Genomic DNA, 22,855 nt, shown 5'->3' on the forward strand with positions numbered 1-22,855 from the left:
AACCAGTCTGCCCAATTAAATCCGTTGGGCAGACTGTAGATGAAATCATCTCTGGCCTTGTCCTCACTAGACGAGGCTCTGTGGCGGTGCCCTCCGAAGTCAATCTGTCCCAGATGACCATGATCGCCCCGCCTGGGTCGGCGACTCCATTTCCGACGAAATACGCCACCTAAGTGATGAGGCGGAGATTGTTCTTACCATCATCAGCCCATTACCCGAGTCGGAGGAGTGATCCAGTTGTTCTCTGTCGAATTTCCCTGCGCATCGCTTCCATGTCACGTAGCCGAATGGTTTCCGTTCAGAACGACTGGTCATTTATGGGCACAATGGGACAAAAGCTAAAGAGCTTCGGCTAAATTGGTTGTTAGTTTGCGCCTTCAGCGCCTCTTTGCGGCAATAATATTTAAGCAGGGAGATCAGAGGGGAGGGAAGCGTTTATCTCTAGGTCTTCCATTCTCCAGCGCAGCAAGAGGTTGTATTCTTTAAGTTCAAGCATTCCAAGCTCCGGCATGGACAAGTGGAGCCTGATCCTTAATTTAACTGTATGGATAAGAAAATCGGATTTGTCGGAGTCGGCCGAATGGGCGCCAATATGGCGAGACGGCTCAAGGATCGCGGGCATGCGTTGACGGCGCTGCTGGACAGTCGCGAGGCGGCTACCCGCGAATTATCGGAAGAGATCGGCGTGGAGGTCGCGCCGGATTTGTCGGCGGTCACGGCTGCGGCGGACGTCATCTTCACTGTGGTGACGGACGACGAAGCGATGCGTGCCATTTTCACCGAGGACACTTTGCTGAAGGATGCGGAAGGGAAAGTCTTTATCAACTGTGCCACGGTCAGTCCGGAAGTGCACGAGGAAATCGGAATGGCCTGCCGCAAGGTGGGCGCCCACGCTCTGGAGGCTTGCATGGCCTCGAGCATCCCCCAGGCACGGGACGGCTCGCTCTATCTCATGGTCGGGGGTGAAGAGGATATTTTCAAAAAGGTCGAACCGTTGCTGCAGGATCTATCCGCCTCTTTGCGCTACATCGGAGCCACCGGCAAGGCCGCCCAAGTCAAAGCACTGGTCAACATGGTGATGAACATCAACACGGCCGCGCTGGCGGAAGGGCTTGGCCTCGGTCAGGCGCTGGGCCTTGATTTGGAGATGCTTTGTGAGGTTTTTTCTCAGACTGGAGCGAATTCCCGCGTGCTGGAGACCGATGCCGACGACATGCGCGAGCGAGACCACGAGTGCTATTTCTCTTCCGCCCATGCGGCCAAGGACAGCGGCATCGCCAATGATCTGGCCGATTCGGTCGGTGTGAATGTACCCTTGTCGGAAGCAACGGAATCACAATACCGCCGGCTTATTCAACTCGGTCGCGGAGAACTGGATAAATCCGCAGTCGCCGAACTTACATTCCCCGGGAGGCTTTAATCATGTTGAAAGAGCAGACTTTTACCAACCGCCACGGTGAACGCCTCGATGTCAGTTTTCATCCCGGTGACCGGACCGGCTTCCTCGTCATCCTCGGCCATGGCGTGACCGGGGACAAAGATCGTCCTATTGTGGTGGCGGTGGCGGAAGGCTTGGCTGCCAGAGGTTGGCCCTGCCTGCGCGTCTCTTTTGCCGGTAACGGCGGTTCCGGGGGCGACTTTCGCGCCTCTACGATTTCCAAAGAAACCGAGGACCTCCAGGATTTGATCGGGCAGCTCCCCGAAAATATTCGGCTCGCTTACTGTGGTCACAGCATGGGCGGTGCCGTCGGCGTGCTGGCTGCGTCAAAGGACCCGCGAATCGAAGTGGTGGTGAATCTCGCTGGCATGATCCGCACGGCCGACTTCTGTGAACGTGAGTTTGGCGAGGTCACACCCGGAGAGGGGACGATGTGGGATGAACCCGATTGCCCGCTCTCGCAGGAATACGTCGATGACCTCAATTCTATCGGCGACTTGCTCGAAGAGGTCTCGGTGCTGGCCAAGCCGCTCTTGCTTATTCACGGTACTGCCGACGACGTCGTGTTGCCCGAAGACAGCAAAGACGCCTACAAACTCGCGGCAAAACCGAAACAGCTCGTTCTCATCGACGGTGCCGAACATTGCTTCGACGAGGCCTCTTATCCGAAGGTAGTCGACGCTACCGCGAAATGGCTGGAGCAGCACTTGTCAGATTGATTGCTTTTTAAGCGATATCAGCCCGTCGCAATGATGAACGGGGGGCAGGCGATTGACAGACTATGAATGAAGCAGATGTGATCTGGCAGCTACTATGGTGGGTTCTGTGGCTACTTTCGCTTATCCACGTCTATTGGGAGGCGAGCAGACTGAATGAGCCGGCATTTCGCATAAGTCTCATGGTGGCGGTATGCTTCTGGCCCTTGGGTTATCTCTTGTGGGTCATTTATTGGCCCGGCAACCTTCGAAGAAAACTTCAGGGCAAAGGGCGCTTGAAGGCCGTTCCTCCGAAAGCGTCTGTTGTCGTAGACATCCAGCGTTGAGCCGGATGGTTGCCTATGCAGACCGGGGGCCTGTATCCGGGGCTCTAAAACCTGGGGCGAAGCCTAAGCGCCGACTTCTTTGTTTCCGTCGTGAACAGGACGATTCCAAGTTGTGTGGATGGAATGTTCAGCGTTCGACGTAAGCGGGAGGTGTGGCCTTTTCGGTTTCGTAGTGACCCGCCTGCCAGTCGCGTACTTTTCCTGCGAGAAAGTCGATAAAATCTGGTGATTCGTTGAGGCAGGGGATTTGCTCAAAGTCTTCGCCCCCAGCCTCGAGGAAGCTGTCGCGACCCTGCATGGCAATTTCCTCAAGGGTTTCCAGGCAGTCGGCGGTAAAGGCCGGGCACATGACTTTGACCCGCTTGTTGCCCTGTTCCGCCAGCTCTTCGAGAGTCTTGTCGGTGTAGGGCTGTAGCCAGGGCTCGCGGCCGAGCCGGCTCTGGAAAGTAAGCATGTATTTCTCTTTGGGGAGACCTGCGGCGGCCACGAATTTCTCGACGGTCATGGCACACTGATGGCGGTAGCAGGTGGCATGGGCAGGGTGGCAGGTGTTGCAGCAGTCAGGGGTGGTCAAACAGTGGTCGTGGGAAGGGTCGCCTTTCACCAGGTGGCGTTGAGGAATGCCGTGAAAGGAAAAGACGAGTTTATCAAAGTTACCCTCCTTGATCGAGGGGGCGGCTTTTTTAACCAGCGCATCTATGTAGCCGGGATCCTGGTAGAATGGAGGGAGGAGGGTTGTCTTGAGGTCCGGTTTTTGCTCCCGCACCGCTGCCATGAGGTGAACGACGGCCGTCTCGTAGCTGGACATGGCGTAGTGTGGATACATGGGAACGATGAAGAGATCGTCCACGCCCTGATCGAGAAGATTGCGAAGTGCTCCGGCGGTGGACGGGTTGCCGTAGCGCATGCCGAGTTCGACCGGTATGTCCAATTTTTCGGCGAATGCCGCTTGCTGAGCCTGAGAAATGAGAATGAGGGGTGAGCCGTCTTCCCGCCAGATTTCGGAGTAAGCCTCGGCCGATTCACGGGGCCGGGTGGGGAGTATGAGGCAGTTTACGAGGAACCAACGGATCGGAAAAGGCGCATCGAGAACGCGACCGTCCATGAGAAATTCCCGCAGATAGCGACGAACGTCAGCGACATCTGTGGAATCGGGTGAGCCGAGGTTGAGAAGGATTACGCCTTGTTTGGACATGTTCGTAGAGAAGGTGGGCGATGGTGATTTTGTCAAATACTTGGCGGACTATATTTTCCGAGGTCTTGGCTTAAATGCTGCGCAGAGCGGTAAGTCCGAACAAGATAAGCCAGATAAACGCCAGTGAGATGATACGTGTAATCAACGCAAGTTTCACGGCAACGGTCCATCTACCAGTATTGGTTAAGTAACGGATGAGTGAGGCCAGGATGACGAGTCCGGTCAGAGCGCGGATCGGGTTGAGCGGCGAAGCGGCGATAACAGCGTCGAGAACGGCACCAATGATTGCGACAGCCATGCCAAGTGAGATGATTTGAGTCGCGACGACAGGAACGCCGCTGAGCTGAAAGGCGATGACCAATACGGCGCAGGTGGCAAGAAGCTCGATCAAAAAAGCGATGACGATTTCCTGAGCACGGGAGCTGGCGGAAGCCGTTTCCAGCGATTGCGATAAATCCTCCTCTGCGCTGAGCGCCGCCTGAAGGCTATTCAGGGAATTGTTTATCTCATACTCCTCTCCCAAACCCTTCACACTGGCGCCAATCGTCCTGCCCTCGCGTTTCTGGACGATGTCCGCGGCCTTGATCAAGGGGCTCTCCGTCTGAACGCTCTCCATTTTCTGGTCAGAGGAAAGAGAGAGTGACGGTTCATTCCCAAGAGCCTGGTCGGCTTGAGTGAAGGAAAAGACGAGAAGAAATAGGATCAGGATGCGGGGTAACATTCTCTAGCGGTAATTTTGTGAGGCATTATTGTATGATGAGTCCGGTCGACAATTACAATATCCCATCGGGTAGGGTAAGGTCTGTTTCTCTGCGCAGCCAATGGACTAAGTCCAGAATGGAAGCTTCGCATGACTTCCGGTCCTCCGGCGAGAGTGATTCGGGACTGGGTTCGCTCAGAAGGGCGCGAACAGGCTCGCGGAGCGGTGCGGGGACCTCCGGCCACCAGGACTCGCGTACCGGATAGCCTTCGTCTTTCAGCAGTAAAAAGAGGCTTTTGAGATAGACGACAGATGGCTCCAAGTGCTGCGCAAAAGCATCCATACTCCGCTCGGCCAGTTGATAGAGCGCGGGCAGGTCCGCCATATGGCCTCCGTTCAGGATGAGCAGATTGCTCAGGTCCGAAGCGTGGCGCAGGGCGCGGTAATTCTGGCCTATTTCGCTGCGGCGCTGTAGGATTTGGTAATCACTGACAAACTGGGCGGTCCCGTGCTTGGATGTTTCGAGTTGGACCTCGGCGGTATCGAAGAGGTCGGGCGCGGCTTTGGTTGAGCGGTTCTTGGTTGCGACGCGCTTCAGGCAGAGTTGGCAGCCCAGCTCCGGTCCGAGAAGATGGAGTTTGAGAAAGGATTCTCCGGAGGCTTCCTTTCGCAGGACTAGGACTCTATGTGTTTGTGACATTAGTTCCCGCTCCGGCCCCGGGCTTCTTCCGGGTTCTCGATTTTTACAGGTTCCCCCTCGCCGGGCGGCACCACCGCGCCCCCGGAAATAATCAACTTCATGCCGTCGGTGATACTCATCTTCAATCGGGTGACATCCGTATCCGGAAGCATGAGCAGGAAGCCGCTGGTCGGATTTGGGGTCGTGGGCACGAAGACATTGACGATATTGGCCCCCGTAACCTCCTGCGGCTCGCCCTTGGCTTTACTGGTCAGGAAGCCGAGCACGTAGCTGTGGGCGCGGGGGTATTCGATGAGCACGACTTCCTGGAAAACGGCTTTGTTTTGCTGGCTGATGGTATCGACGATCTGCTTTACCGTACGGTATACGGAATTAATAAAAGGAACCTGTCCGAGGAGTTTTTCCATCCAGCGCAACAAAATCCGGCCGATGACGAAACGAGAGCAGTAGCCCAGCAGGGTGATAAGAAGGAAAACCACCAGGATCGAGATGATCTCAAGCGCGAGGGCCACTGCGGGCATATCCCTGAACTGTCGGTCCAGAAACCAGAAAAAGAAGTTGCTCGCAGGCGTGCCCAGCTTTTGCAGGAGAAAGTTGATCACGATAATCGTGACGCCGAGAGGCAGAATGACGACGAGGCCGGTGATGAAGGCGTTGCGAATGGAGCGGAACATAATGCGGTGGTAACGGGTTGCCGTGTAAGATTCCCATGGATGGGCGCCCCGCAACTTTAAAGAAGAGATTCCCATTGCCAATCTTCAGCATGGTCGCTGTATCAGCCGGCATGCAAAACCTCCATCATGATTACGAGGGCCTTATTTTTGACATGGACGGTACTTTGGCCGACACCATGCCGACGCATTTCATTGCCTGGACGAGGTCAATGGACGCGCACGGCATCAAATTTACCGAGGAGCGGTTTTATGCGCTTGGTGGCGTGCCAGCGGTGAATGTCATTACTATGCTGGCGAAAGAGCAGGGGGTGTCCGTCGATGCGGTCAGGCTGGCGGAGCAAAAGGAGGCCTTGTTTCTGGAACTGCTTGAGGAGGTAAAACCGGTGCTGCCGGTGAAATCGATTGCGGAGTTTCACCGTGAGCACATCCCGATGGCGGTGGCGACCGGCAGCGAGAAATGGGTGGCGGAGAAAATTCTCCGGGCGCTGGGAATTTACGAATGGTTTGGTGCCATCGTGGGTGCCGACTGTATTGAAAACCCGAAACCTGCGCCCGATGTCTACCTGCGTGCCGCCGAGCTGATCGGTGTGGATCCCCGGCGTTGCCATGCTTTCGAAGATACCGTACTGGGCATGGAGGCCGCACAACGGGCGGGGATGGAAGTCATCGATATCAACACACTACTGGATTAGCCCGGGGTGCAAGCATCCAAACCGATGCTTTACATGCCTGATCTGAGCCCTAGCTTCTTAAGGTTTTAACCAGAGGTCTGCACCGATCCGGCAGCAGACCCTAAAGAAACTAATTTTTTATGAAACAACGCTCCATCCATCGGGAGGTCTCCATTAAAGGTAAATCCCTGCACACCGGCGAGGAAGTGCATCTGACGCTCAAACCCGCAGCTGAAAACACCGGCATCGTGTTCAAGCGCGTGGATCTATTCGGCAAGCCCGAGCTCAAGCCGCTTGCCGATCACGTGGACGACCTTGTCCGCAGCACAACTATTGCCGATGGCCATGCCAAGGTGCACACGGTTGAGCACGTGCTCAGCGCGCTCAACGGCTGCGGTGTGGACAATGTCATTATCGAGATGGATGCGAGTGAACCGCCGATTCTCGATGGATCGGCCAAACACTTTGTCAATCTGGTGCAGGAAGCTGAACCGGTGGAACAGGAAGCCGAGCGCCAGTATTACACCTTGGAAGAGCCGATTTCCGTGACGCGCGGCGGCAGCTCGCTCATCGCATTGCCGCACGACGGCTTCCGGATTACCTGCACCTCCGCGGATGATCGCGGAATCCACACCCAGCATCTCAGTCTGGATGTCGACCCGGAGACTTACGTGGCCCAAATCGCTCCGGCCCGTACGTTTACGATCTACGAAGACATTGAGGAACTCCTCAAACTGGGTAAGATCAAAGGCGGCAGTCTTGACAGCGCGATTGTGATTAAAGGGGACAAAATTGTTTCCAAGGAACCGCTGCGCTACACGGACGAATTCGTCCGGCATAAGATGCTCGATATTATCGGCGACATCGTTCTGGCCGGTATGCCGATCAAGGCCCACATCGTAGCGGTTCGACCGGGGCATGCGCTCAATGCTGAATTGAGCAAGGAACTGCGGAAGAAGATTCTGGAAAAAGCCAAGGGAAAGAAGAAAAAAGCAGCGGCACCGGCAGCAACTGTCGAGACGGGAGAGGGAACCATGGATATCCGCCGGGTGCTCGACCTCCTGCCGCACCGCTATCCCTTCGTTATGATTGACCGGGTTTTGGAAGTGCCGAACGACGACGAATTGGTGGCCTTGAAGAACGTCACGATCAACGAGCCTTATTTTCAGGGCCACTACCCGGGCCGTCCGGTGATGCCGGGTGTGCTGCAGATTGAAGCGATGGCCCAGGCCGCCGGGATTCTGTTGCTGCGTCGTCTCGACGTGGGGGATAGTACGATCGCGTTTTTCATGAGTGTGGATAAAGTTAAATTCCGCCAGGCAGTCGAGCCGGGAGATGCGCTTTATGTGCATGCGAAAATTACCAAGGTTCGCGGCAACAAATTGGCGACGGCCACCGCCGAATGTAAAGTTGGGGACAAGGTTGTTTCGAATGCCGAGCTTATGTTTATGCTGGTCGAGGCGAGCGATTAAAAGCTTCCTATGGGTATGGCGAGTCAGATACATCCTACCGCGATTATTGAAAAGGGGGCCGAACTTGACGAAGGGGTCATTGTTGGTCCGTACGCCTACATCGGCCCACACGTTACGATCGCTAAAGGCACTGAAGTGATGCACCACGCGACCGTCGATGGCGGAACCACGATGGGGGAAGATAACGAGGTGCACCCTTACGCCTATGTCGGCGGGAAGACTCACGACCTCAAATATAAGGGAGGCGTGCAGGGGCTGAAAATCGGCTCAGGGAACGTCTTTCGGGAATTCACCACCATCCACTGTGCCACCACTGAGGGTCAACTGACCAGGTTGGGGGATAAAAACCTGATTCTGGCTTACAGCCATATCGCCCATGAGTGCCAGGTGGGTAATCACCTAGTCATGAGCAGTCATGCTGCGCTTGGCGGGCACGTCGAGGTTATGGATCATGTCAATATCGGCTGGGGGGCCGGGGTGCATCAGTTTTGCCGTATCGGCGATTTTGCCATGGTGGGGGCGGCATCCAAAGTCGTTCAGGACGTGCCGCCCTACATGATCTCGGATGGCAGCCCGGCTGAAGTGCGAACACCAAACAAAGTGGGTCTCGAGCGGGCCGGCTTCTCCAAAGAGGACATTGCTCTGGTTCGCCGGATCTTCAAAGTTTTCTACAAGGAAGGATTCAATCGCCGGCAGGCTGCCGAGAAGCTTGAGGAGGCCGGGGTGGCCGAGACGGAAATTGTGACACGCTTTTTGGGCTTTTTGAAAACAAGCGAGCGGGGCTTGTCATAGGAGGCGCTTCCTGTAGTTTGCAGTCGCTTTTTGAAAATTGATTTCAAACGATGAAAGAGCAGTTGTTCCTGAAGAGTATTCTATTTGGTCTGACTTGGGCGCTCACAGCCTGCGCAGCGGAGCAGAGTGATTCGCCGGAGACGGATCCGCCGACTTCTGAACCCCGTGTCGCCTCCTTCGATCTCTCGATCGACTCCGAGCCGATCAACCGTGAGGACCCCAGGTATCTTACGAGCTACGCACCCATTCTGAAGCCCGCCAAGGAAGCGGTGGTGGCGGTGCACTCGGCCAGCGTGATGCGCTTCATTCGCCAGCGAGGGATGGATCCGCGTGAAGAATTACTCCGGCGCTTCTTCGGGCTGCCTCCCGGGGCGGGCGGCCAACCGGAGGAGTTTGAACGTCGCTACTCGGAAGGAGTCGGCTCCGGTGTGTTGATCTCCGCCGATGGCTATATCTTGACCAACAATCATGTGGTCACCGCCCGCACAGGTGATCCGGCGGACGAGATTCTGGTGGAGCTGAATGACGGACGGGAATTTCAGGCCGACTTGGTGGGGCGTGATCCCAGCAGTGATTTGGCCGTACTGAAGATTGCGGCCGAGGATTTGCCATTTCTGAAAATGGCGGACAGCGACCTGCTCGAAGTGGGCGATGTTGTCTTTGCGATCGGCAACCCGATGGGAGTGGGATTGACCATCACGCAGGGTATTGTCTCGGCGACAGGCCGGAGTAACCTTTCCATTCTCGGCGAGTCCGGCTACGAGAGCTTTATCCAGACGGACGCGCCCATTAATCCGGGCAACTCCGGTGGTGCGCTGGTTGACGCTTATGGCCGCTTAATCGGCATCAATACGGCGATTCTCTCTCGCAGTGGTGGCAGCATTGGCCTCGGCTTTGCCATCCCCTCGACCTTTGCCCACGACATTACGCTTGATCTCGTTCGTGAAGGTAAGGTGCGCCGCGGACTGTTAGGGGTGAGTATTGAAGATTTGAATCCGGAATATGCGGAAGCCTTCTCAGTGCCGGAGGAGAAGGGTGCATTCATTCAATCGGTGGCCGAGGGCTTGCCGGCAGAAAAAGCGGGTATCCGCGGGGGTGATGTCATTGTGGCTGTTGACGGGGAGTCCGTGGACGGGGCTACAGACCTGCGCCTCAAGGTCGGGAAATTCGCGCCGGGTGAGGAAGTGGCATTGAGTGTCAGGCGGGAAGGGGAGCTGCTGCGCGTCAATGTCGAACTCGCGGATCCGGATAATCCTTTCGGTGCGGGAGCTATGGCCGGTGAATTGCTAACAGGCGTCAATGTTGCTTTGATCGACGCCGGAGTTCGTATGAAGTACGGAATTGAAGACGAGTTGTCCGGTTTGGTGGTGACCTCGGTGACCGAATCTTCGCCATACGCATCCGGTCTTCTGAAGGGGATGCTGATACTGGAGATCAATGGAGTGGTTCCCCGTTCTTTGGATCATGCGCAGTCCCTGATCGCTTCGCGGGAAGTGAGCAGCTTTTTCGTTTATTCCGGCGGGCGTTCCGGCTATTTATCCATCCGTCCAGATTAGAATTCTGATGACTTGACGTAATCGCCCCCGCTAGCGCATTTTAAAGGCTGTCTAAATGCAAGAGCATCGCGCACTCATACTCCGCAGTAATCGATTCCTCGGATCCGCCATGGTGGAACGCGGACTAGTTTCTGTGGACGACCTGGAAGCGGCCAACGAAAAATTCATGGAAGCCATTCAGGCTTCCGAGTTAAAGCGGGCTTCGATACTGAGTACTCTGCTCTACGAAACCAAGGCACTTGAAGAACAAGCGCTTCTCGAACACCTGGTCGAAGAAGAAAGTCTGGGGCTGATCGACCTGGGGCACATCGATTTGCGCTCGCTGCGTCCATACAATGTCGACCTCTCCCTTTGCTGGGCCACTTCAACGATTCCTTTCGACAAGGTGGAAAACACCTACATGTTGGCCACATGTTACTGGCTCAGCGCACCTGTTGTAAAACATTGGGAAGAACTGCTCGATGGCCGGGTGATCTGGTATGGCACCGCGACGAGTTCCATGACCCGCGCACTGGAACAAATCGAAGAAATACATGAAGCGGAAGATGAAGCTGCTGCCGAAGACGAATAAGCGCCAACGACCTCAAAACAAAATTTAGTATATGTCCTACAGTGTTCTCATCCTAGACGACGATGCCGATTTTAATAGTCTCCTGACTGATATTTTCGAGCAGGCCGACTACATCGTTACCTCCATGACCGATCCTCTCGAGGCGGTGGAGGTATTCAAGGAGACGGACTACGATTTGGTGGTGACCGACCATAAGATGCCCGAAATGACGGGTGCCGAGTTCATGAAAAAGATCAAGGAGCTTCGGCCGGAGGTTCCTGTAATTATGGTGTCCGGCTATCTTGAGAATGATACGATTCGCGAGTTGATCAGCGAGGGTGTGGGAGGTGTTTTTCTGAAACCCCTGAATATTTTCTCCCTGCTTGAGCGGACCGGGGAACTCATTGCCGAAGCCAAGAAAGTGGAGAATGCGCCACAGCAGGAAGACAGCTCTGAAGGCGAGGGTGAAGTCGATGCCAAGCTTGGGTTTTCCTTCCGCTCATTTCCTTGTAAGACGGGGGCTTCCACCACCTTCGCAGAACGTCTCTACTCGCTGCGAAACTTCAGGTCAACGCTGACGCTGATCGGCGAGGAAGGGATGCATTATCGGTCAATTTGTGAAGATATTCGCAGGTTTTACGAGAGCGACAAAGAGCAGTTTGTTTACCTCAGTCCGGGGTCATTCGACAGTACTCAGGCGCTTTCACTCATTCAGGAAGCGAAGAAGCAGGGGGCCGAACGTGTCACATGCGTCATTCTTGAGATCGAAAACATGAGTGATGACCAAAAGAAGCTGGCGGCTACTTTACCAAAGGGCGACGGGGATTTTGGTGACTTGGACCTCCCATTGCGTGCGATCTATTGTGTGAGCGGTGACCTCGACTCGCTTTTCGATGAAGGTCTGATCGATGAGAATCTTTACATCCTCATGGGGACAGCCGAGGTGCGTGTGCCGCCACTTCGTGAGTGCAAAGTGGACATCGGAGTGATGGCGCAGCAGTTGGTTGTTGAGATGGCCCGCGAGAAAGGCCTTGCCGCCGTGCCCCGGTTTGAGAAGTCCGCGCGTGACCTTTTCCGTGAGCAGCCCTGGAAAGGTAACTACGAGGAGCTTCGTGGAACGGTCCGCAAGATCATGGATGCGGACCCCGGCGATGTGCTGAGCTTGAACGATGTCAAAGCGGCCATGCTGGTCAGCGAGGGGGCCTCTCCCCGGGCACGATTCGAATCTTATCTTTCGAGCCAACAAACAGAACTTGTGCGCGCAGCGGCGATTCTCTTCGGGGCGGAGCGTGCCAAGGTCGCCAGTTTTTTCGCATCCGATGTCAATGAGGTTGCTGCCAAGATGCAATAAGCTCTTCCAAACTATTAAAACCAGACGAAAATAAAGCTATGGCAGGACGGATATTAGTTCTAGACGACGAAGAAAACTACGCAGAGATGCTGCAGGATCTTCTTCGCGACAACAACTACCGTGTCGATATGGCGACCCGGCCGGAGAGGGCAATCGATCAGTTGGAAGAGATCCCCTACGATCTGGTGATTTCCGACTACAAGATGCCGGTAATGGATGGTGCGGATTTCCTTAAAAAATCACGTGAGCTTTACCCCAACCTCCCTTTTATATTGGTCTCCGGGTTGATGAACACCCCCGAGTTGGTCAAGGTGGCCAACATGAGTGTGACGCTCGTTATGGAAAAGCCTCTGGATACGGAAGCATTTCTGCAGCAGGTGGCACGATTCTCCGAGCCGATGACGGAGGAGGAAAAAAACAGGCAGGCCCAGGAGTCGGAAGAAGCCAGTGCCGAAGTCGGCGAGACCAGCTCGAGTTATCCTGAAGAGCCACGCTTTTTCAGTGCGGTCAGTGCTGCTGCGAAACGCTTCATGCAACACGCTTGGACGGTTGCCAATGCTTCCAAAGAGTTGTTCATCCTGGAGCCGGTGGGTGGTGACGCGGAGTTGGCCGCCAAAGATATTTCCGCATGGCGGGGGAACAGTGACCTGCCGGTCGCAAGTTTTGATTTTCCCGGCTCGAAAGAAGAGGCTATGGTAAGACTCCGAGAAGTCTTTTCGGGTCACGATCAGAGTAACACGGTCTGTATTCGCCTGACATCAAGCGATCAAATTGCGCGGGCGCGCGAGCTGACGGAAGCCGCTGCCGGTGAACTTGATGATGGTAACAACATGTTGCTGGTCTACCACCTGGAGGCGGACAATCCTTCCTCGCATTTGGGAGATACCGGCGACCATGGTGTTGTCCTTCCCTCCCTCAATGAAAGGACACCGGACACGGCATCCTACGCCCGTCGATTCGCGAAAATTGCCAGCGAGCGTTCCGGTATGAAGAACTGCGCTGAGTTTACGCCTGAGGCCGTTTATCTCCTGCTTTCGCATGATTGGCCCCGGGGCTACAAGGAGGTTCAGGAGGTTGTGATGCAGTCGGTTAAATCCAGCGAAAGCGACGAGGCCATTTCTGTCGAACTTCTGCAAAATGCCATGGGACTTGAGGACGTGCAGATCGCCAGTCCGGACACGCGCCTGAACGTGCTGATGAAAAAAGCCCAAAGGCACTATTTTGAAAGAGAGATGCTCGCAGACGGATTGACTGCAGCAGATCTGGCCCGAAAGTTGGAATTTGAAAATTCGATACAAACCCGCGACGATCTCAAGAATATGTCTCTCGTGAAGAGTGAGCTCGCTAAGCTCTAGAATCCTCTAATCCATGGCTCTAGCCCGTATACAGACTGCAATACTTCAGAACCTCCTAAAAGCAGGGCATCTGAGTGATGGTCAGTATCGCAATATTGCCGATACCGAGGAGGAGATGTCGGGGGATGCTATCGAGAAGCTACTCACCGAGGAATACAAAATAAGCCAGCATCAATTGCTCTTCGCCAAGAGCGAAGCTTTCGATTTGACGCCGGTCAACATCCGCCGCTGCAAGGTAAACGAGACGACCTTTTCCAAGCTTGAGAAGGATTTTTGCCAGGAAAACAAAGTCCTGCCTTTGGGTTTTGCCGGTGACTATATCATTGTAGCGCTGAGCAATCCTTTTGACCTGCGCGTCACAGCCAAGGTGCAGGATATGTCCGGAATGAAAGTCTCAATACTTCTCGGACTGGAGTCGGAAATTATCAGCGCGCTGGATGACAAAAACGAGCAGCACCAGGCCGTCGGGTTTGGTGACGTGGTCGAGGCGCTCGGTGCGGACTTTGAGAGCGAAGAGGATATCAGCGAGGATGACTTTTCGGATGAAGAGTCCGCCCCGATCATCAAGTTGGCAAACCGTATTATCGAGGAGGCTTATTTCTCCGGCGGTAGTGATATCCACGTCGAGCCTTTTGAAAAAGAGACCCGTGTTCGGGTGCGGGTTGACGGTGTCTTGCAAAACAAGCTGACGATTCCGCCTTCGGCTTCCGGCGCTTTGCTCGCCCGCCTGAAGGTGATGGCGCAGCTCGATATCGCGGAGAAACGTATGCCTCAGGATGGTCGTATTATCTTCAAGCAGTTCAATAAAAAGGGCATCGATGTGGACTTGCGTGTTTCTACCGCGCCGCTCAATCACGGTGAAGGTGTGGTCATGCGTATTCTGGACAAGCAGAAGAGTACACTGCCCCTGCCGGCGCTTGGTTTTTCCGAAAGAAATCTCGGTATCTATCGTGAGCTGATTCAAAGACCCTACGGAATGATTCTGCATTGCGGCCCGACCGGTTCGGGTAAGTCGATGACGCTTTATTCCGCGCTCAACGAAATCAACACTGCTGATATCTGTATCCGTACGGCCGAGGATCCGATTGAGTATACGCTGAACGGTCTGTTGCAGATGCAAATGCAGCGTAAGATCGGTCTTACTTTTGCCACGGCACTACGCGCCTTTCTTCGGCAAGACCCTGACGTGATTCTGGTCGGCGAGATCCGGGATAAGGAAACTGCCGGTATTGCGGTGGAGGCTGCGCTCACCGGCCACTTGCTATTCAGCACGCTACACACGAACGACGCACCGACTACCATTTCGCGACTGACCGAGATGGGGATCGAGCCGTTCATGATTTCCGCTTCGTTAATCTGTGTTTGCGCGCAGCGGCTCATGCGCCGGGTCTGCAAATCCTGTAAGAAAAACTACATGCAGGAGGGCAACGAGGCTGAAATCATCCGCCGTGCGATCGAGTGGTCCGGTAAAGTACCAGCGCATTCCGAGGACGGCTGCCCCACATGTGGCGGTAACGGTTATAAAGGTCGGGTGGGTATTCACGAGCTGATGGCGACCAGCGAGGAATTGATCAAGGCGATTAACGCAGACGAGGAAGCTGCGGTCATCAAACGCATCGCCATGCGCAACGGGATGATGACACTACACCAGGACAGCATGCTCAAGGTAAAGGAGGGCTTGTCCACGATGGAAGAGGCCCTGGCGACGGTGCCGCCTGACATGGAAGAGTATGCTCACGAACTTGCTATTGCCGCTGAAACCGCCGAATCCGAAATGTCGGACAAAGAAGATAAAGAGTAGCTTGATTCAAGGAGTGCCTGACTCATGTGGTGGCATTCCAAACAGCATTGAATGACGAAGTGATCTACTGGGTGCGTCAACAAGGCTTTATGCTGCTTCTCTGCGCTGCGGTGCTTATGGCTTTTGTCTGGCCGCAGCCGGGGCATGCGAATGCCGTCGGTTATGCGGACTTGGCGGCTGATCTCTCTGTGGCTCTTATTTTTTTTGTGCAGGGACTATCTCTGGCCACAAAAAAGATGCTGGCAGGTAGTCGACCGGTCCGCCTGCATGTTTTTGTTCTCGGTTGGAATTTTATCCTGTTTCCAGCCCTGGCGTCATTGCTCAACGCACCGATGTCTTTTCTATTGGGACAGGAGTTGTGCATGGGCTTTTGGATGTTGGCTATCCTGCCCACAACGATCGCCTCGGCGACTGCACTGACAGCGGCATCGGGCGGTGCGGTGCCGCAGGCGATTTTTGTCAGCATCCTGTCCAATCTGCTCGCGGTCCTACTGGTGCCATTGCTTGCTGTGGCCTACTTGTCCCATGCCAGTGGAGCCGATGTCTCCCTTTTTCCCGTGTTGATCAAGTTGTGCTGGCTTGTGTTGTTGCCACTTGCTCTGGGGCAGTGTTTGCGCCGTAGCTGCCGCGCATGGTCGATCGCTGTCAGCCAAAGGGCACGATGGTTACCACAGGTTGCGATCCTCTATATTGTCTATCTTTCATTTGCCCAAACGGTTTCGTCCGGAGTGTTGACCACACTCTCAATCGGACGGCTCCTAACTGTGCTCTGTGGGGTCCTGCTGCTTTTACTTTTGGTCAGTGGGGCGGTCTGGCGAAGTTCCGGATTGATAAATCTGGGGCCGGGCGAGCGTGTTGCGGCATTTTACGCAGCTAGCCAGAAGTCCATCGCGACGGGTTTGCCACTACTTACCGCTGTTTTCGCGGCAGCATCCCTGCCTTGGGACACCGGTTTAATCCTGGTGCCCCTGATTGTGTATCATCCACTCCAGCTTTTATTGGGCGGAATATTGGTTCCACGCTTCAATGAACGTGCATGAGGCCCATTATGCCTGCCGGCGAACCCATCGTTCAATCGTGAAGTCTTCGTTCTTTTGCAGGACTTCATCGAAATCGAAACGGTCTTCAAACTCAGGAAAGAAAGTGTCGCCTTCGCATTGGCGATGAACCCGCGTGAGGTAGACTTCGTCGCAGTCGTCGAGGGTCTGCCGGTAAATTTCCGCGCCACCAGCAATCCACACTGTTTTATCGGTCTCCAGGTCCTGTAGTGCGGAAATATCGGTGATATTGGTCACTCCCGGTATGTCGAGTTCCCGGCGGCTGAGCACGTAGGTTTCGCGACCGGGGAGTGGTTTGCCGATACTCTCATAAGTCTTACGCCCCATTATCATTATTCCGCCCATGGTCGCTTGCTTAAACCATTTAAAATCTTCCGGCAGGTTCCAGGGCATGTCGCCGTCACTGCCGATCACGCGGTTTTCCGACATGGCGGCGATTGCTTTAAAATGTTTCATACGGGATACAGGATGCGGGACTTGTTCAGTCGGATGTCTGGGTTAAAAGGCTTAGACGGCGATCGGTGCTTTGATCGCGGGGTGTGGATCGTAATTGACAAGCTCGAAGTCCTCGTAGCGAAAACCGTCGATACTGTTTACGGCCGGGTTGATTTTCATCTGGGGTAGCGGGCGGGGCTCCCGGGAGAGTTGCTCTTTCGCCTGATCGACGTGGTTGGAGTAGAGGTGAAGGTCACCGAAAGTGTGGACGAATTCCTTGGGCTTCAGATCGCAGACCTGGGCGACCATCATGGTAAGTAAGGCGTAGGAGGCGATGTTGAACGGCACGCCGAGAAAGATGTCGGCACTGCGTTGGTAGAGCTGACAACTTAACTCCCCGTCGGCGACGTAAAACTGAAAGAGGGCGTGGCAGGGCGGCAGAGCCATGTCTTTGACTTCGCCGGGATTCCATGCGCAGACAATGTGGCGACGGCTGTCAGGATTGTTCTTGATGGTATCGATGACCTCGGCGAGTTGATCGACGCGTTCCCCGTCCGGGGCGATCCAGTCACGCCATTGGGCCCCGTACACGCGCCCGAGGTTGCCGTCCTCGTCGGCCCATTCGTCCCAGATGGTGACCTTGTTCTCTTTCAGGTAGTTGATGTTGGTATTGCCCTGGATGAACCAAAGGAGTTCGTGAATGATGGAACGCAGGTGAAGCTTTTTCGTGGTCAGCAAGGGGAAGTCCGGGCTGAGTGAAAAGCGGGCTTGAGCCCCGAAGATGGAGTAGGTGCCGGTTCCTGTCCGGTCATCCCTGTAAGTTCCGGTTTCAAGAACGGAACGGAGTAGGTCGTGGTAGGTCTTCATGCGCTTTCTTTAGGCTTCGTGGAAGTGGCCGGTTGTCAACGCTAGGTCGTTGACTGCAAATCAAAATGACTTTTGAACTTTTGTGATTCCTGCGGGACAAAGGGGCTTTTGTATCAACTCGCTTGCATAGATGTTGCCCTGCGTTACCGATAAGCTATCTTAATTTTATGGTCAGCCGTATAAACCAATCCTTATTAGCCCTCGTTCTGGCAATGCCTGCAGGCGGGTTGTCGTCGCAGTCGGAGCCGGCGAATGTTGGGACTGGGGAGGTAAAAAGCGAGGTGCTGACGCTGGATAAGGTCATCGGCCGGGCATTGGAGCACAACTTGGGCCTGGCGACCGAAAGATACCGGGTAGCGAATGCGGAGGATGATGTTGTCATTGAAGAGGCGGCTTTTGATGTGGAGCTATTTGGCTCGACCGGCCTCTCGGAAAGCCTTTCGCCGGCCAGAACCAGCGCCTTGGATAATGCGAATACCCCGGAGAGTGAATCCCGCAGGGCGGCGGTCGGGGCGGATAAACTTTTAAGCACGGGCGCGACAGTGTCAGTGGATTCAGGCATCCGCCGCCGCTCTTCAAATAACAATGCGGCCCGCAATCCCGATTATTCGGCCGACATCGGGATCTCCATTCGTCAGCCTCTGCTGCAGGGTGCATGGCGCCGGGTCAACCTCGCGCCTTTAGCGCGGGCTAAGATCGGGGCTGAAATTTCTTTGTTTGAACTTCGGTCGGAGGTCCTCGACCTGCTCCAGAATACTGAATCAGCTTATTGGGACTTGGCCTACGCTAAAGCGGACCGGCGTTTGATCGCTTCCAGCATAGAATTGGCGGAAAACCTTCTGGAGGAGAACAAGGAGCGGGAACGACTCGGACTGGCTACGCCGCTGGAGGTTCTCCAGGCCGAGACGGAGTTGAATGATCGCGAGGAAGATTTGATTCAGGCGGAGCGGGTCATCGCGGAGGCTGAAGACCGTCTGCGCCGCTTGATGGGGGACACCTCTTTTACAGCACCAGTGGAGGGTAATTTGCAGGTGAATCCATTGCCTCAAGATTTGCCGGGACTTCGGCCCATGCCGGCCGTGGTTCGTGATACGGTTGAGAGCGATGTCGAAGCCGACGCACAGGAGCTGGGTGTCGAGGTCCAGCGGATCAATCGCATCCTCGCCAGGGACGACATCAAGCCGGACTTGTCGTTGGTCGCCGGCGTGACCTATTTGGGGCGGGATTCCGACGGGGAAACGTCCTACCGGGGAGCCTACCAACGGAATGGCCGGGACTGGAATGTTGGCCTGGAACTACGGATCCCCTGGGGCACACGAGCTGCCGAGGCCCGGCTGCGGCAAACGGAACGAAATCTGGAGCGTGAAAAGCTCCTGCTCTACGATCTTAAACAACAGAAAGCGTTGGCCGCCCGTAGCGTTTGGCGGGCTGTGCAGGCGGGGCTTCGTCGCATTGAAGTGACTCGTAAGGCGCTCGAACTCAATCGAGAAGCCTTTAAACAACAGCGCGCCCGCTACAGCTCCGGCGTCGTGGCCTACCGGAATGTTCTGGAAGCGCAGCGCGACTTTGATGCCGCCCGGCGCAATCAATTGTCTGCTCTTATCGAGACCTTGCAGGCACAGGTGGAATTGAGCCGTATCGACAGCACCATTCTACAGCGCAACGGATTCACCTGGGAACAAGTGGACCGCTTGTCCACACCGCCGGACCTTAAAACGCATCCACTCAGCGATGCCACAGAAACGGATACATGAAACGCTTACTCATTATACTACTGGTACTGGCACTCTTCGGAGGTGGCGGGTACTTCGTTTATCAGAAGATTAAAGAGGTCCAACCGGAAAGTGGACCCCCTATCCGCACGGATACGGCTGAACGCCGTGATCTTGAATCCGTTGTTACCGCGACCGGGGAAGTGATGCCCCTGCTCAGTAGTATCGTGAAGTCTGAAATCAGTGGTCGTATTAAGCGTATCTCGGTAGAGGAGGGCGACGAAGTGGTGCGTGGGCAAACGCTGCTGGAGCTTGATCCCACCAGCCTGCAAACGCAGGTGAATGAAGCTGAGCGTAGTCTGGAGGCGGAGCAGCTCCGACTGGACAAGTCGAAGCGGAACTATGAACGGCTCAAGGAGCTCTACGAAAAGAAGTTCGTCGGCGAGCAGGATTTTCTGGATGCGGAAACGGACTACGATCTGGCAAAGCTCAATCTGGAAATCGCACAGTCCCGACTTGAAGACGCTCAGGAAGATTTGTCCAAAACCGTGATCGTTGCCCCGCATGACGGGGTTCTGACTTTGCTCGATGTGGTGGAGGGCGAAGTGATCTCCGGGGCGACCTCGGTTTCAAACGGCACGGAATTGATGACGATCGCCCAGCTTCGTGAACTTTACATGGAAGCGAATATCAACGAAGTGGATGTCGAGCGACTGAGCGTGGGGCAAACCGCCCGCCTGACTTTCGACGCGATTCCGGACTATGAAATTGAAGGGCAGATCGGAGATATTGCCCTGTCCGCCCGTCGGGATGGAGATGTGAGGGTCTTTCCTATCGAGGTGTTGTTTTCCGCGAAAGACAACCGGGTACGTCCCGGGATCAGTGCGACAGTCGACATTCCCATCAAGTCGGTCGAGGGTGCGGTCTCGGTCTTGCTTTCCGCAGTGTTCTTCACCGAAGACGACAGCAACACGCTTGTTTATGTTAAGGAAAACGAGTCTTGGCGGCCCCGCGATGTCAGCGTCGGGATTAACAATCTGCAGCATGCCGAAATTAAGTCCGGCTTGGAAATCGGAGACGAAGTCGCCCTGAGTCGTCCCAGCGAGTACCGTGATGGAGATGAGTGATCCGGAGCCCATCTTTGAGCTGACGAATATTCGCCGCACCTACAGGGTGGGTGACGAGCCCGTGCATGCCCTCGATGGAGTCGACCTGACGATCCGCGCCAGCGAGTTTATTGCCGTGATCGGCACATCCGGTTCGGGAAAGTCAACCCTCATGCACGTGCTGGGCTTTATGGATAAACCGACCTCCGGAAGCATGTATTTTGAGCACCAGGATGTTTCCAGCATTGATGGTGGTGAGCGTGCCCGTTTGCGCTCAAGCCGGATCGGCTTTGTTTTTCAGTCATTCAATCTTTTGCCTCGTCTATCGGTGTTGGCCAATGTCCAGCTTCCGCTTACGTATAATCGTGAGCGGTTTGACGATCCCAAAGAGCTCGCCTTGAGTGCGCTGCAGCGTGTGGGAATGGACCACCGTGCCGATCATACGCCCAACCAGTTGTCCGGAGGGGAGCGACAGCGAGTTGCAATTGCCAGAGCTTTGATTAATCAGCCACGTCTAATTCTTGCCGACGAGCCGACGGGCAATCTGGACACGAAGAACCGCGGACGCATCATGGAGCTGTTTGCCTCCTTGCTCGACGAGGGCATCACGCTGGCACTGGTCACACACGATGATGAAGTGGCACGTTATGCCAAAAGGAGGATTCGTATGCAGGATGGACGTATCGTGGAGGATACAAGCCGATGAATCCGGTTGCCGACATTGCATCAGGTGCCCGCAACGGGTTTCTTGAAATTTGGGCCAACAAGGTACGCTCCATGCTTTCCATGAGCGGTATTGTCCTGGGGGTTGCGGCGCTGGTGGCGATGGTCGGGATCGTTCAGGGGATGCTCGATAATATGCGGTCGTCTTTTGAACGCAGCGGCGGGATACTGAAAATCGAGGTGCACCCGAGGACCCCGCCCGAATCACAAAAACACATCGCCGGAATTTCGCCCGGCATGACCTGGCGGGATTACTCCGCGATACAACGCGCCACGCCGCTGGCTGAGTTTATTACCCCCGTTGTCGATATGCGCTGGGAACGGTTCGTCGGCAAAGGTCGACGCGCGGGTGCTTTGTTGCAGGGAGTGACTCCCGACTATGTTTCGATTCAGAATCGTGAACTGGCCTACGGGCGTTTCATTTCCGAGACCGACATCAAGTTGAAAAGTCCTGTGATTGTGCTGGGGGACCATGTGGTGGCAGATCTTTTTCGTGATTACGACAATGCGATCGGGCAACAGCTCAAGGTCGATGGCGACGTTTACACCGTCGTCGGTCAGCTTGCGCCGGTTGAGAGTAGCGGGCTATCCGGCAACGGGGGTTGGAATTGGGAGTCCCGGCTCAATTTCATCCCGGCCACCACGGCTATGTCGCGCTACCGGGGAAGTAACGAAGTCGATCGCATGGAAATTCTCGCATCCAACGTGCGGGAGCTGCCCGACCTGATGGAGCAGGTGGAAAATACCCTGACACAAACCCACCGGGGCATTCGCGATTTTGAAATCCGCACTCAAGAGGAGCAGCTAATGGAACTGAAGAAGCTGGAGAACTCCTTTCTCTACTCTTTAGGGGGTATTGCGGGGATCTCTCTCTTGGTGGGCGGAATCGGTATTATGAATGTCATGTTGGCTTCGGTTAGCGAGCGGATCCGTGAGATCGGTGTGCGAAAGGCGATCGGTGCGAGGAGTCACGACATTTTTATTCAGTTTCTCGCCGAAGCGGTCGTCATCAGTTTGCTCGGTGGTTTGCTTGGGTTGGTTGCCAGTGTCGGCCTGCTATCAGTGGCCCGGGATATCATTCCGCAGGGGGAAGGTATTCAAACCGTTCCCGTGATAGCGATGCTCTACGGCTTTCTCTTCAGTTCGGGAATCGGGCTTTTGTCGGGGATCTACCCCGCACTACGTGCCTCTCGGCTCGATCCGATCGATGCGCTGAGGTATGAATAAAGCCGCCCGAAAGTGAAAATGCGGCAGGCTTAGCTGCGTATCCGCAGTTCCCGGATGTTGCCGCAGTGTTCCAGCTTTTGTATCCTGTTCAGTATGGCCCGCTTTTGAAATTGAAGTTCGGAACGCAGCGTTTGGTTCGTCACGGAGATGATCAGGGTCTGGCCATCCTTGATTCTTACCGGATTGCAACGGCCGGCCAGGCTGGAGCCGAAAACGTTTTCCCAATTCTCGACCAGGCTTCTTTCGGGGCTGGGCGTTTCGAGCTTATACTGTTCTTTAAGAACAACGAGGAGGTTCTCAATCGAAGTCGGTGGTTTGCGGGAGGAGGGTGTGACCGTTCTCGGTAAGCCTCTGAAATCGGCGATTATATCCTCTGTGCTCTTCGTGAACTTCATTTTGAGCAAAAGTATTCAGTTTATGAGCAAGCTCG

General features: G+C 55.0%; 22 protein-coding genes. 15 read left to right on the top strand and 7 right to left on the bottom strand.

All coding sequences use genetic code 11. The annotated features are described in order from the left end of the window. The first annotated feature begins 544 nt into the window (after positions 1-544). Together DDZ13_RS04080 and DDZ13_RS04085 are read left to right on the top strand one after the other, a co-directional pair. Positions 545-1,420: an NAD(P)-dependent oxidoreductase gene (locus DDZ13_RS04080; RefSeq protein WP_110130147.1), complete on the top strand. Its 876-nt coding sequence runs from the start codon at positions 545-547 to the stop codon at positions 1,418-1,420. Between the two features lie 2 nt (positions 1,421-1,422). After that, on the top strand, positions 1,423-2,157 hold the full coding sequence (locus tag DDZ13_RS04085) for an alpha/beta hydrolase (RefSeq protein WP_110130148.1): 735 nt from the start codon (positions 1,423-1,425) through the stop codon (positions 2,155-2,157). 450 nt (positions 2,158-2,607) lie between these two features. On the opposite strand, the gene hemH is transcribed toward DDZ13_RS04085, so the two are convergent. From hemH to DDZ13_RS04110, 4 genes are all read right to left on the bottom strand, one after another. Then, the gene (hemH, locus tag DDZ13_RS04095) at positions 2,608-3,675 is read right to left on the bottom strand and encodes a ferrochelatase (protein ID WP_110130150.1); all 1,068 of its coding nucleotides are present in this window, start codon (positions 3,673-3,675) and stop codon (positions 2,608-2,610) included. 70 nt (positions 3,676-3,745) lie between these two features. Then, positions 3,746-4,396 carry a hypothetical protein gene (locus tag DDZ13_RS04100; RefSeq protein ID WP_110130151.1) on the bottom strand — a complete coding sequence of 217 codons (651 nt, stop codon included), beginning with the start codon at positions 4,394-4,396 and terminating at the stop codon, positions 3,746-3,748. 52 nt (positions 4,397-4,448) lie between these two features. Further along, the gene (locus tag DDZ13_RS04105) at positions 4,449-5,075 is read right to left on the bottom strand and encodes a hypothetical protein (protein ID WP_110130152.1); all 627 of its coding nucleotides are present in this window, start codon (positions 5,073-5,075) and stop codon (positions 4,449-4,451) included. Further along, entirely contained in the window at positions 5,075-5,749 is a 675-nt protein-coding gene (locus DDZ13_RS04110; RefSeq protein ID WP_110130153.1) for a DUF502 domain-containing protein, read from the bottom strand. The genes DDZ13_RS04105 and DDZ13_RS04110 overlap by 1 nt, the downstream gene beginning before the upstream one ends. A 110-nt stretch (positions 5,750-5,859) precedes the next feature. On the opposite strand from DDZ13_RS04110, the gene DDZ13_RS04115 reads away from it, so the two are divergent. The 9 genes from DDZ13_RS04115 (at position 5,860) to DDZ13_RS04155 (ending at position 16,337) form a co-directional block, all read left to right on the top strand. Next, positions 5,860-6,441 carry an HAD family hydrolase gene (locus DDZ13_RS04115; protein WP_158279782.1) on the top strand — a complete coding sequence of 194 codons (582 nt, stop codon included), beginning with the start codon at positions 5,860-5,862 and terminating at the stop codon, positions 6,439-6,441. Between the two features lie 119 nt (positions 6,442-6,560). After that, the gene (locus tag DDZ13_RS04120; RefSeq protein WP_110130155.1) at positions 6,561-7,892 is read left to right on the top strand and encodes a bifunctional UDP-3-O-[3-hydroxymyristoyl] N-acetylglucosamine deacetylase/3-hydroxyacyl-ACP dehydratase; all 1,332 of its coding nucleotides are present in this window, start codon (positions 6,561-6,563) and stop codon (positions 7,890-7,892) included. Between the two features lie 15 nt (positions 7,893-7,907). Beyond that, positions 7,908-8,684 carry an acyl-ACP--UDP-N-acetylglucosamine O-acyltransferase gene (lpxA, locus tag DDZ13_RS04125; protein WP_110130280.1) on the top strand — a complete coding sequence of 259 codons (777 nt, stop codon included), beginning with the start codon at positions 7,908-7,910 and terminating at the stop codon, positions 8,682-8,684. Between the two features lie 50 nt (positions 8,685-8,734). Beyond that, positions 8,735-10,240: a trypsin-like peptidase domain-containing protein gene (locus DDZ13_RS04130; RefSeq protein WP_110130156.1), complete on the top strand. Its 1,506-nt coding sequence runs from the start codon at positions 8,735-8,737 to the stop codon at positions 10,238-10,240. A gap of 55 nt (positions 10,241-10,295) precedes the next feature. Next, positions 10,296-10,811: a hypothetical protein gene (locus tag DDZ13_RS04135; RefSeq protein WP_110130157.1), complete on the top strand. Its 516-nt coding sequence runs from the start codon at positions 10,296-10,298 to the stop codon at positions 10,809-10,811. Positions 10,812-10,842: 31 nt separating this feature from the next. Further along, a complete protein-coding gene (locus tag DDZ13_RS04140; protein WP_110130158.1) occupies positions 10,843-12,141 on the top strand; it encodes a sigma-54-dependent transcriptional regulator in 1,299 nt (432 codons plus the stop codon). Positions 12,142-12,179: 38 nt separating this feature from the next. Further along, a complete protein-coding gene (locus DDZ13_RS04145; RefSeq protein ID WP_110130159.1) occupies positions 12,180-13,496 on the top strand; it encodes a response regulator in 1,317 nt (438 codons plus the stop codon). Between the two features lie 13 nt (positions 13,497-13,509). After that, positions 13,510-15,297, top strand: coding sequence for a GspE/PulE family protein (locus DDZ13_RS04150; RefSeq protein WP_110130160.1), 1,788 nt, complete (start codon positions 13,510-13,512; stop codon positions 15,295-15,297). Positions 15,298-15,326: 29 nt separating this feature from the next. Then, on the top strand, positions 15,327-16,337 hold the full coding sequence (locus tag DDZ13_RS04155) for a bile acid:sodium symporter (protein ID WP_146209229.1): 1,011 nt from the start codon (positions 15,327-15,329) through the stop codon (positions 16,335-16,337). Positions 16,338-16,343: 6 nt separating this feature from the next. On the opposite strand, the gene DDZ13_RS04160 is transcribed toward DDZ13_RS04155, so the two are convergent. Further along, positions 16,344-16,811 carry a dihydrofolate reductase gene (locus DDZ13_RS04160; RefSeq protein WP_110130162.1) on the bottom strand — a complete coding sequence of 156 codons (468 nt, stop codon included), beginning with the start codon at positions 16,809-16,811 and terminating at the stop codon, positions 16,344-16,346. Positions 16,812-16,862: 51 nt separating this feature from the next. Then, on the bottom strand, positions 16,863-17,657 hold the full coding sequence (locus DDZ13_RS04165; protein ID WP_110130163.1) for a thymidylate synthase: 795 nt from the start codon (positions 17,655-17,657) through the stop codon (positions 16,863-16,865). A gap of 167 nt (positions 17,658-17,824) precedes the next feature. On the opposite strand from DDZ13_RS04165, the gene DDZ13_RS04170 reads away from it, so the two are divergent. Genes DDZ13_RS04170 through DDZ13_RS04185 form a run of 4 tightly spaced genes read left to right on the top strand, consistent with a single transcriptional unit; the run spans position 17,825 to position 22,425 of the window. Then, on the top strand, positions 17,825-19,411 hold the full coding sequence (locus tag DDZ13_RS04170; protein ID WP_110130164.1) for a TolC family protein: 1,587 nt from the start codon (positions 17,825-17,827) through the stop codon (positions 19,409-19,411). Further along, positions 19,408-20,496, top strand: coding sequence for an efflux RND transporter periplasmic adaptor subunit (locus tag DDZ13_RS04175; RefSeq protein WP_110130165.1), 1,089 nt, complete (start codon positions 19,408-19,410; stop codon positions 20,494-20,496). The genes DDZ13_RS04170 and DDZ13_RS04175 overlap by 4 nt, the downstream gene beginning before the upstream one ends. Beyond that, the gene (locus DDZ13_RS04180; protein WP_199221046.1) at positions 20,489-21,181 is read left to right on the top strand and encodes an ABC transporter ATP-binding protein; all 693 of its coding nucleotides are present in this window, start codon (positions 20,489-20,491) and stop codon (positions 21,179-21,181) included. Before DDZ13_RS04175 ends, DDZ13_RS04180 begins: the two co-directional genes overlap by 8 nt. Next, a complete protein-coding gene (locus tag DDZ13_RS04185) occupies positions 21,178-22,425 on the top strand; it encodes an ABC transporter permease (protein ID WP_110130166.1) in 1,248 nt (415 codons plus the stop codon). The genes DDZ13_RS04180 and DDZ13_RS04185 overlap by 4 nt, the downstream gene beginning before the upstream one ends. Before the next feature lie 29 nt (positions 22,426-22,454). Here DDZ13_RS04185 and DDZ13_RS04190 read toward each other — a convergent pair whose 3' ends face one another. Next, on the bottom strand, positions 22,455-22,820 hold the full coding sequence (locus DDZ13_RS04190; protein WP_110130167.1) for a DciA family protein: 366 nt from the start codon (positions 22,818-22,820) through the stop codon (positions 22,455-22,457). Between the last annotated feature and the right edge of the window lie 35 nt (positions 22,821-22,855).

Source organism: Coraliomargarita sinensis, assembly GCF_003185655.1.
Taxonomy (GTDB): Bacteria; Verrucomicrobiota; Verrucomicrobiia; order Opitutales; family Coraliomargaritaceae; genus Coraliomargarita_B; species Coraliomargarita_B sinensis.

Coding starts and splice junctions, on each gene's coding strand:
- DDZ13_RS04080 (WP_110130147.1), top strand. CDS start 545: ATGGATAAGAAAATCGGATTTGTCGGAGTCGGCCGAATGGGCGCCAAT.
- DDZ13_RS04085 (WP_110130148.1), top strand. CDS start 1,423: ATGTTGAAAGAGCAGACTTTTACCAACCGCCACGGTGAACGCCTCGAT.
- hemH (WP_110130150.1), bottom strand. CDS start 3,675: ATGTCCAAACAAGGCGTAATCCTTCTCAACCTCGGCTCACCCGATTCC.
- DDZ13_RS04100 (WP_110130151.1), bottom strand. CDS start 4,396: ATGTTACCCCGCATCCTGATCCTATTTCTTCTCGTCTTTTCCTTCACT.
- DDZ13_RS04105 (WP_110130152.1), bottom strand. CDS start 5,075: ATGTCACAAACACATAGAGTCCTAGTCCTGCGAAAGGAAGCCTCCGGA.
- DDZ13_RS04110 (WP_110130153.1), bottom strand. CDS start 5,749: ATGTTCCGCTCCATTCGCAACGCCTTCATCACCGGCCTCGTCGTCATT.
- DDZ13_RS04115 (WP_158279782.1), top strand. CDS start 5,860: ATGCAAAACCTCCATCATGATTACGAGGGCCTTATTTTTGACATGGAC.
- DDZ13_RS04120 (WP_110130155.1), top strand. CDS start 6,561: ATGAAACAACGCTCCATCCATCGGGAGGTCTCCATTAAAGGTAAATCC.
- lpxA (WP_110130280.1), top strand. CDS start 7,908: ATGGCGAGTCAGATACATCCTACCGCGATTATTGAAAAGGGGGCCGAA.
- DDZ13_RS04130 (WP_110130156.1), top strand. CDS start 8,735: ATGAAAGAGCAGTTGTTCCTGAAGAGTATTCTATTTGGTCTGACTTGG.
- DDZ13_RS04135 (WP_110130157.1), top strand. CDS start 10,296: ATGCAAGAGCATCGCGCACTCATACTCCGCAGTAATCGATTCCTCGGA.
- DDZ13_RS04140 (WP_110130158.1), top strand. CDS start 10,843: ATGTCCTACAGTGTTCTCATCCTAGACGACGATGCCGATTTTAATAGT.
- DDZ13_RS04145 (WP_110130159.1), top strand. CDS start 12,180: ATGGCAGGACGGATATTAGTTCTAGACGACGAAGAAAACTACGCAGAG.
- DDZ13_RS04150 (WP_110130160.1), top strand. CDS start 13,510: ATGGCTCTAGCCCGTATACAGACTGCAATACTTCAGAACCTCCTAAAA.
- DDZ13_RS04160 (WP_110130162.1), bottom strand. CDS start 16,811: ATGAAACATTTTAAAGCAATCGCCGCCATGTCGGAAAACCGCGTGATC.
- DDZ13_RS04165 (WP_110130163.1), bottom strand. CDS start 17,657: ATGAAGACCTACCACGACCTACTCCGTTCCGTTCTTGAAACCGGAACT.
- DDZ13_RS04170 (WP_110130164.1), top strand. CDS start 17,825: ATGGTCAGCCGTATAAACCAATCCTTATTAGCCCTCGTTCTGGCAATG.
- DDZ13_RS04175 (WP_110130165.1), top strand. CDS start 19,408: ATGAAACGCTTACTCATTATACTACTGGTACTGGCACTCTTCGGAGGT.
- DDZ13_RS04180 (WP_199221046.1), top strand. CDS start 20,489: ATGAGTGATCCGGAGCCCATCTTTGAGCTGACGAATATTCGCCGCACC.
- DDZ13_RS04185 (WP_110130166.1), top strand. CDS start 21,178: ATGAATCCGGTTGCCGACATTGCATCAGGTGCCCGCAACGGGTTTCTT.
- DDZ13_RS04190 (WP_110130167.1), bottom strand. CDS start 22,820: ATGAAGTTCACGAAGAGCACAGAGGATATAATCGCCGATTTCAGAGGC.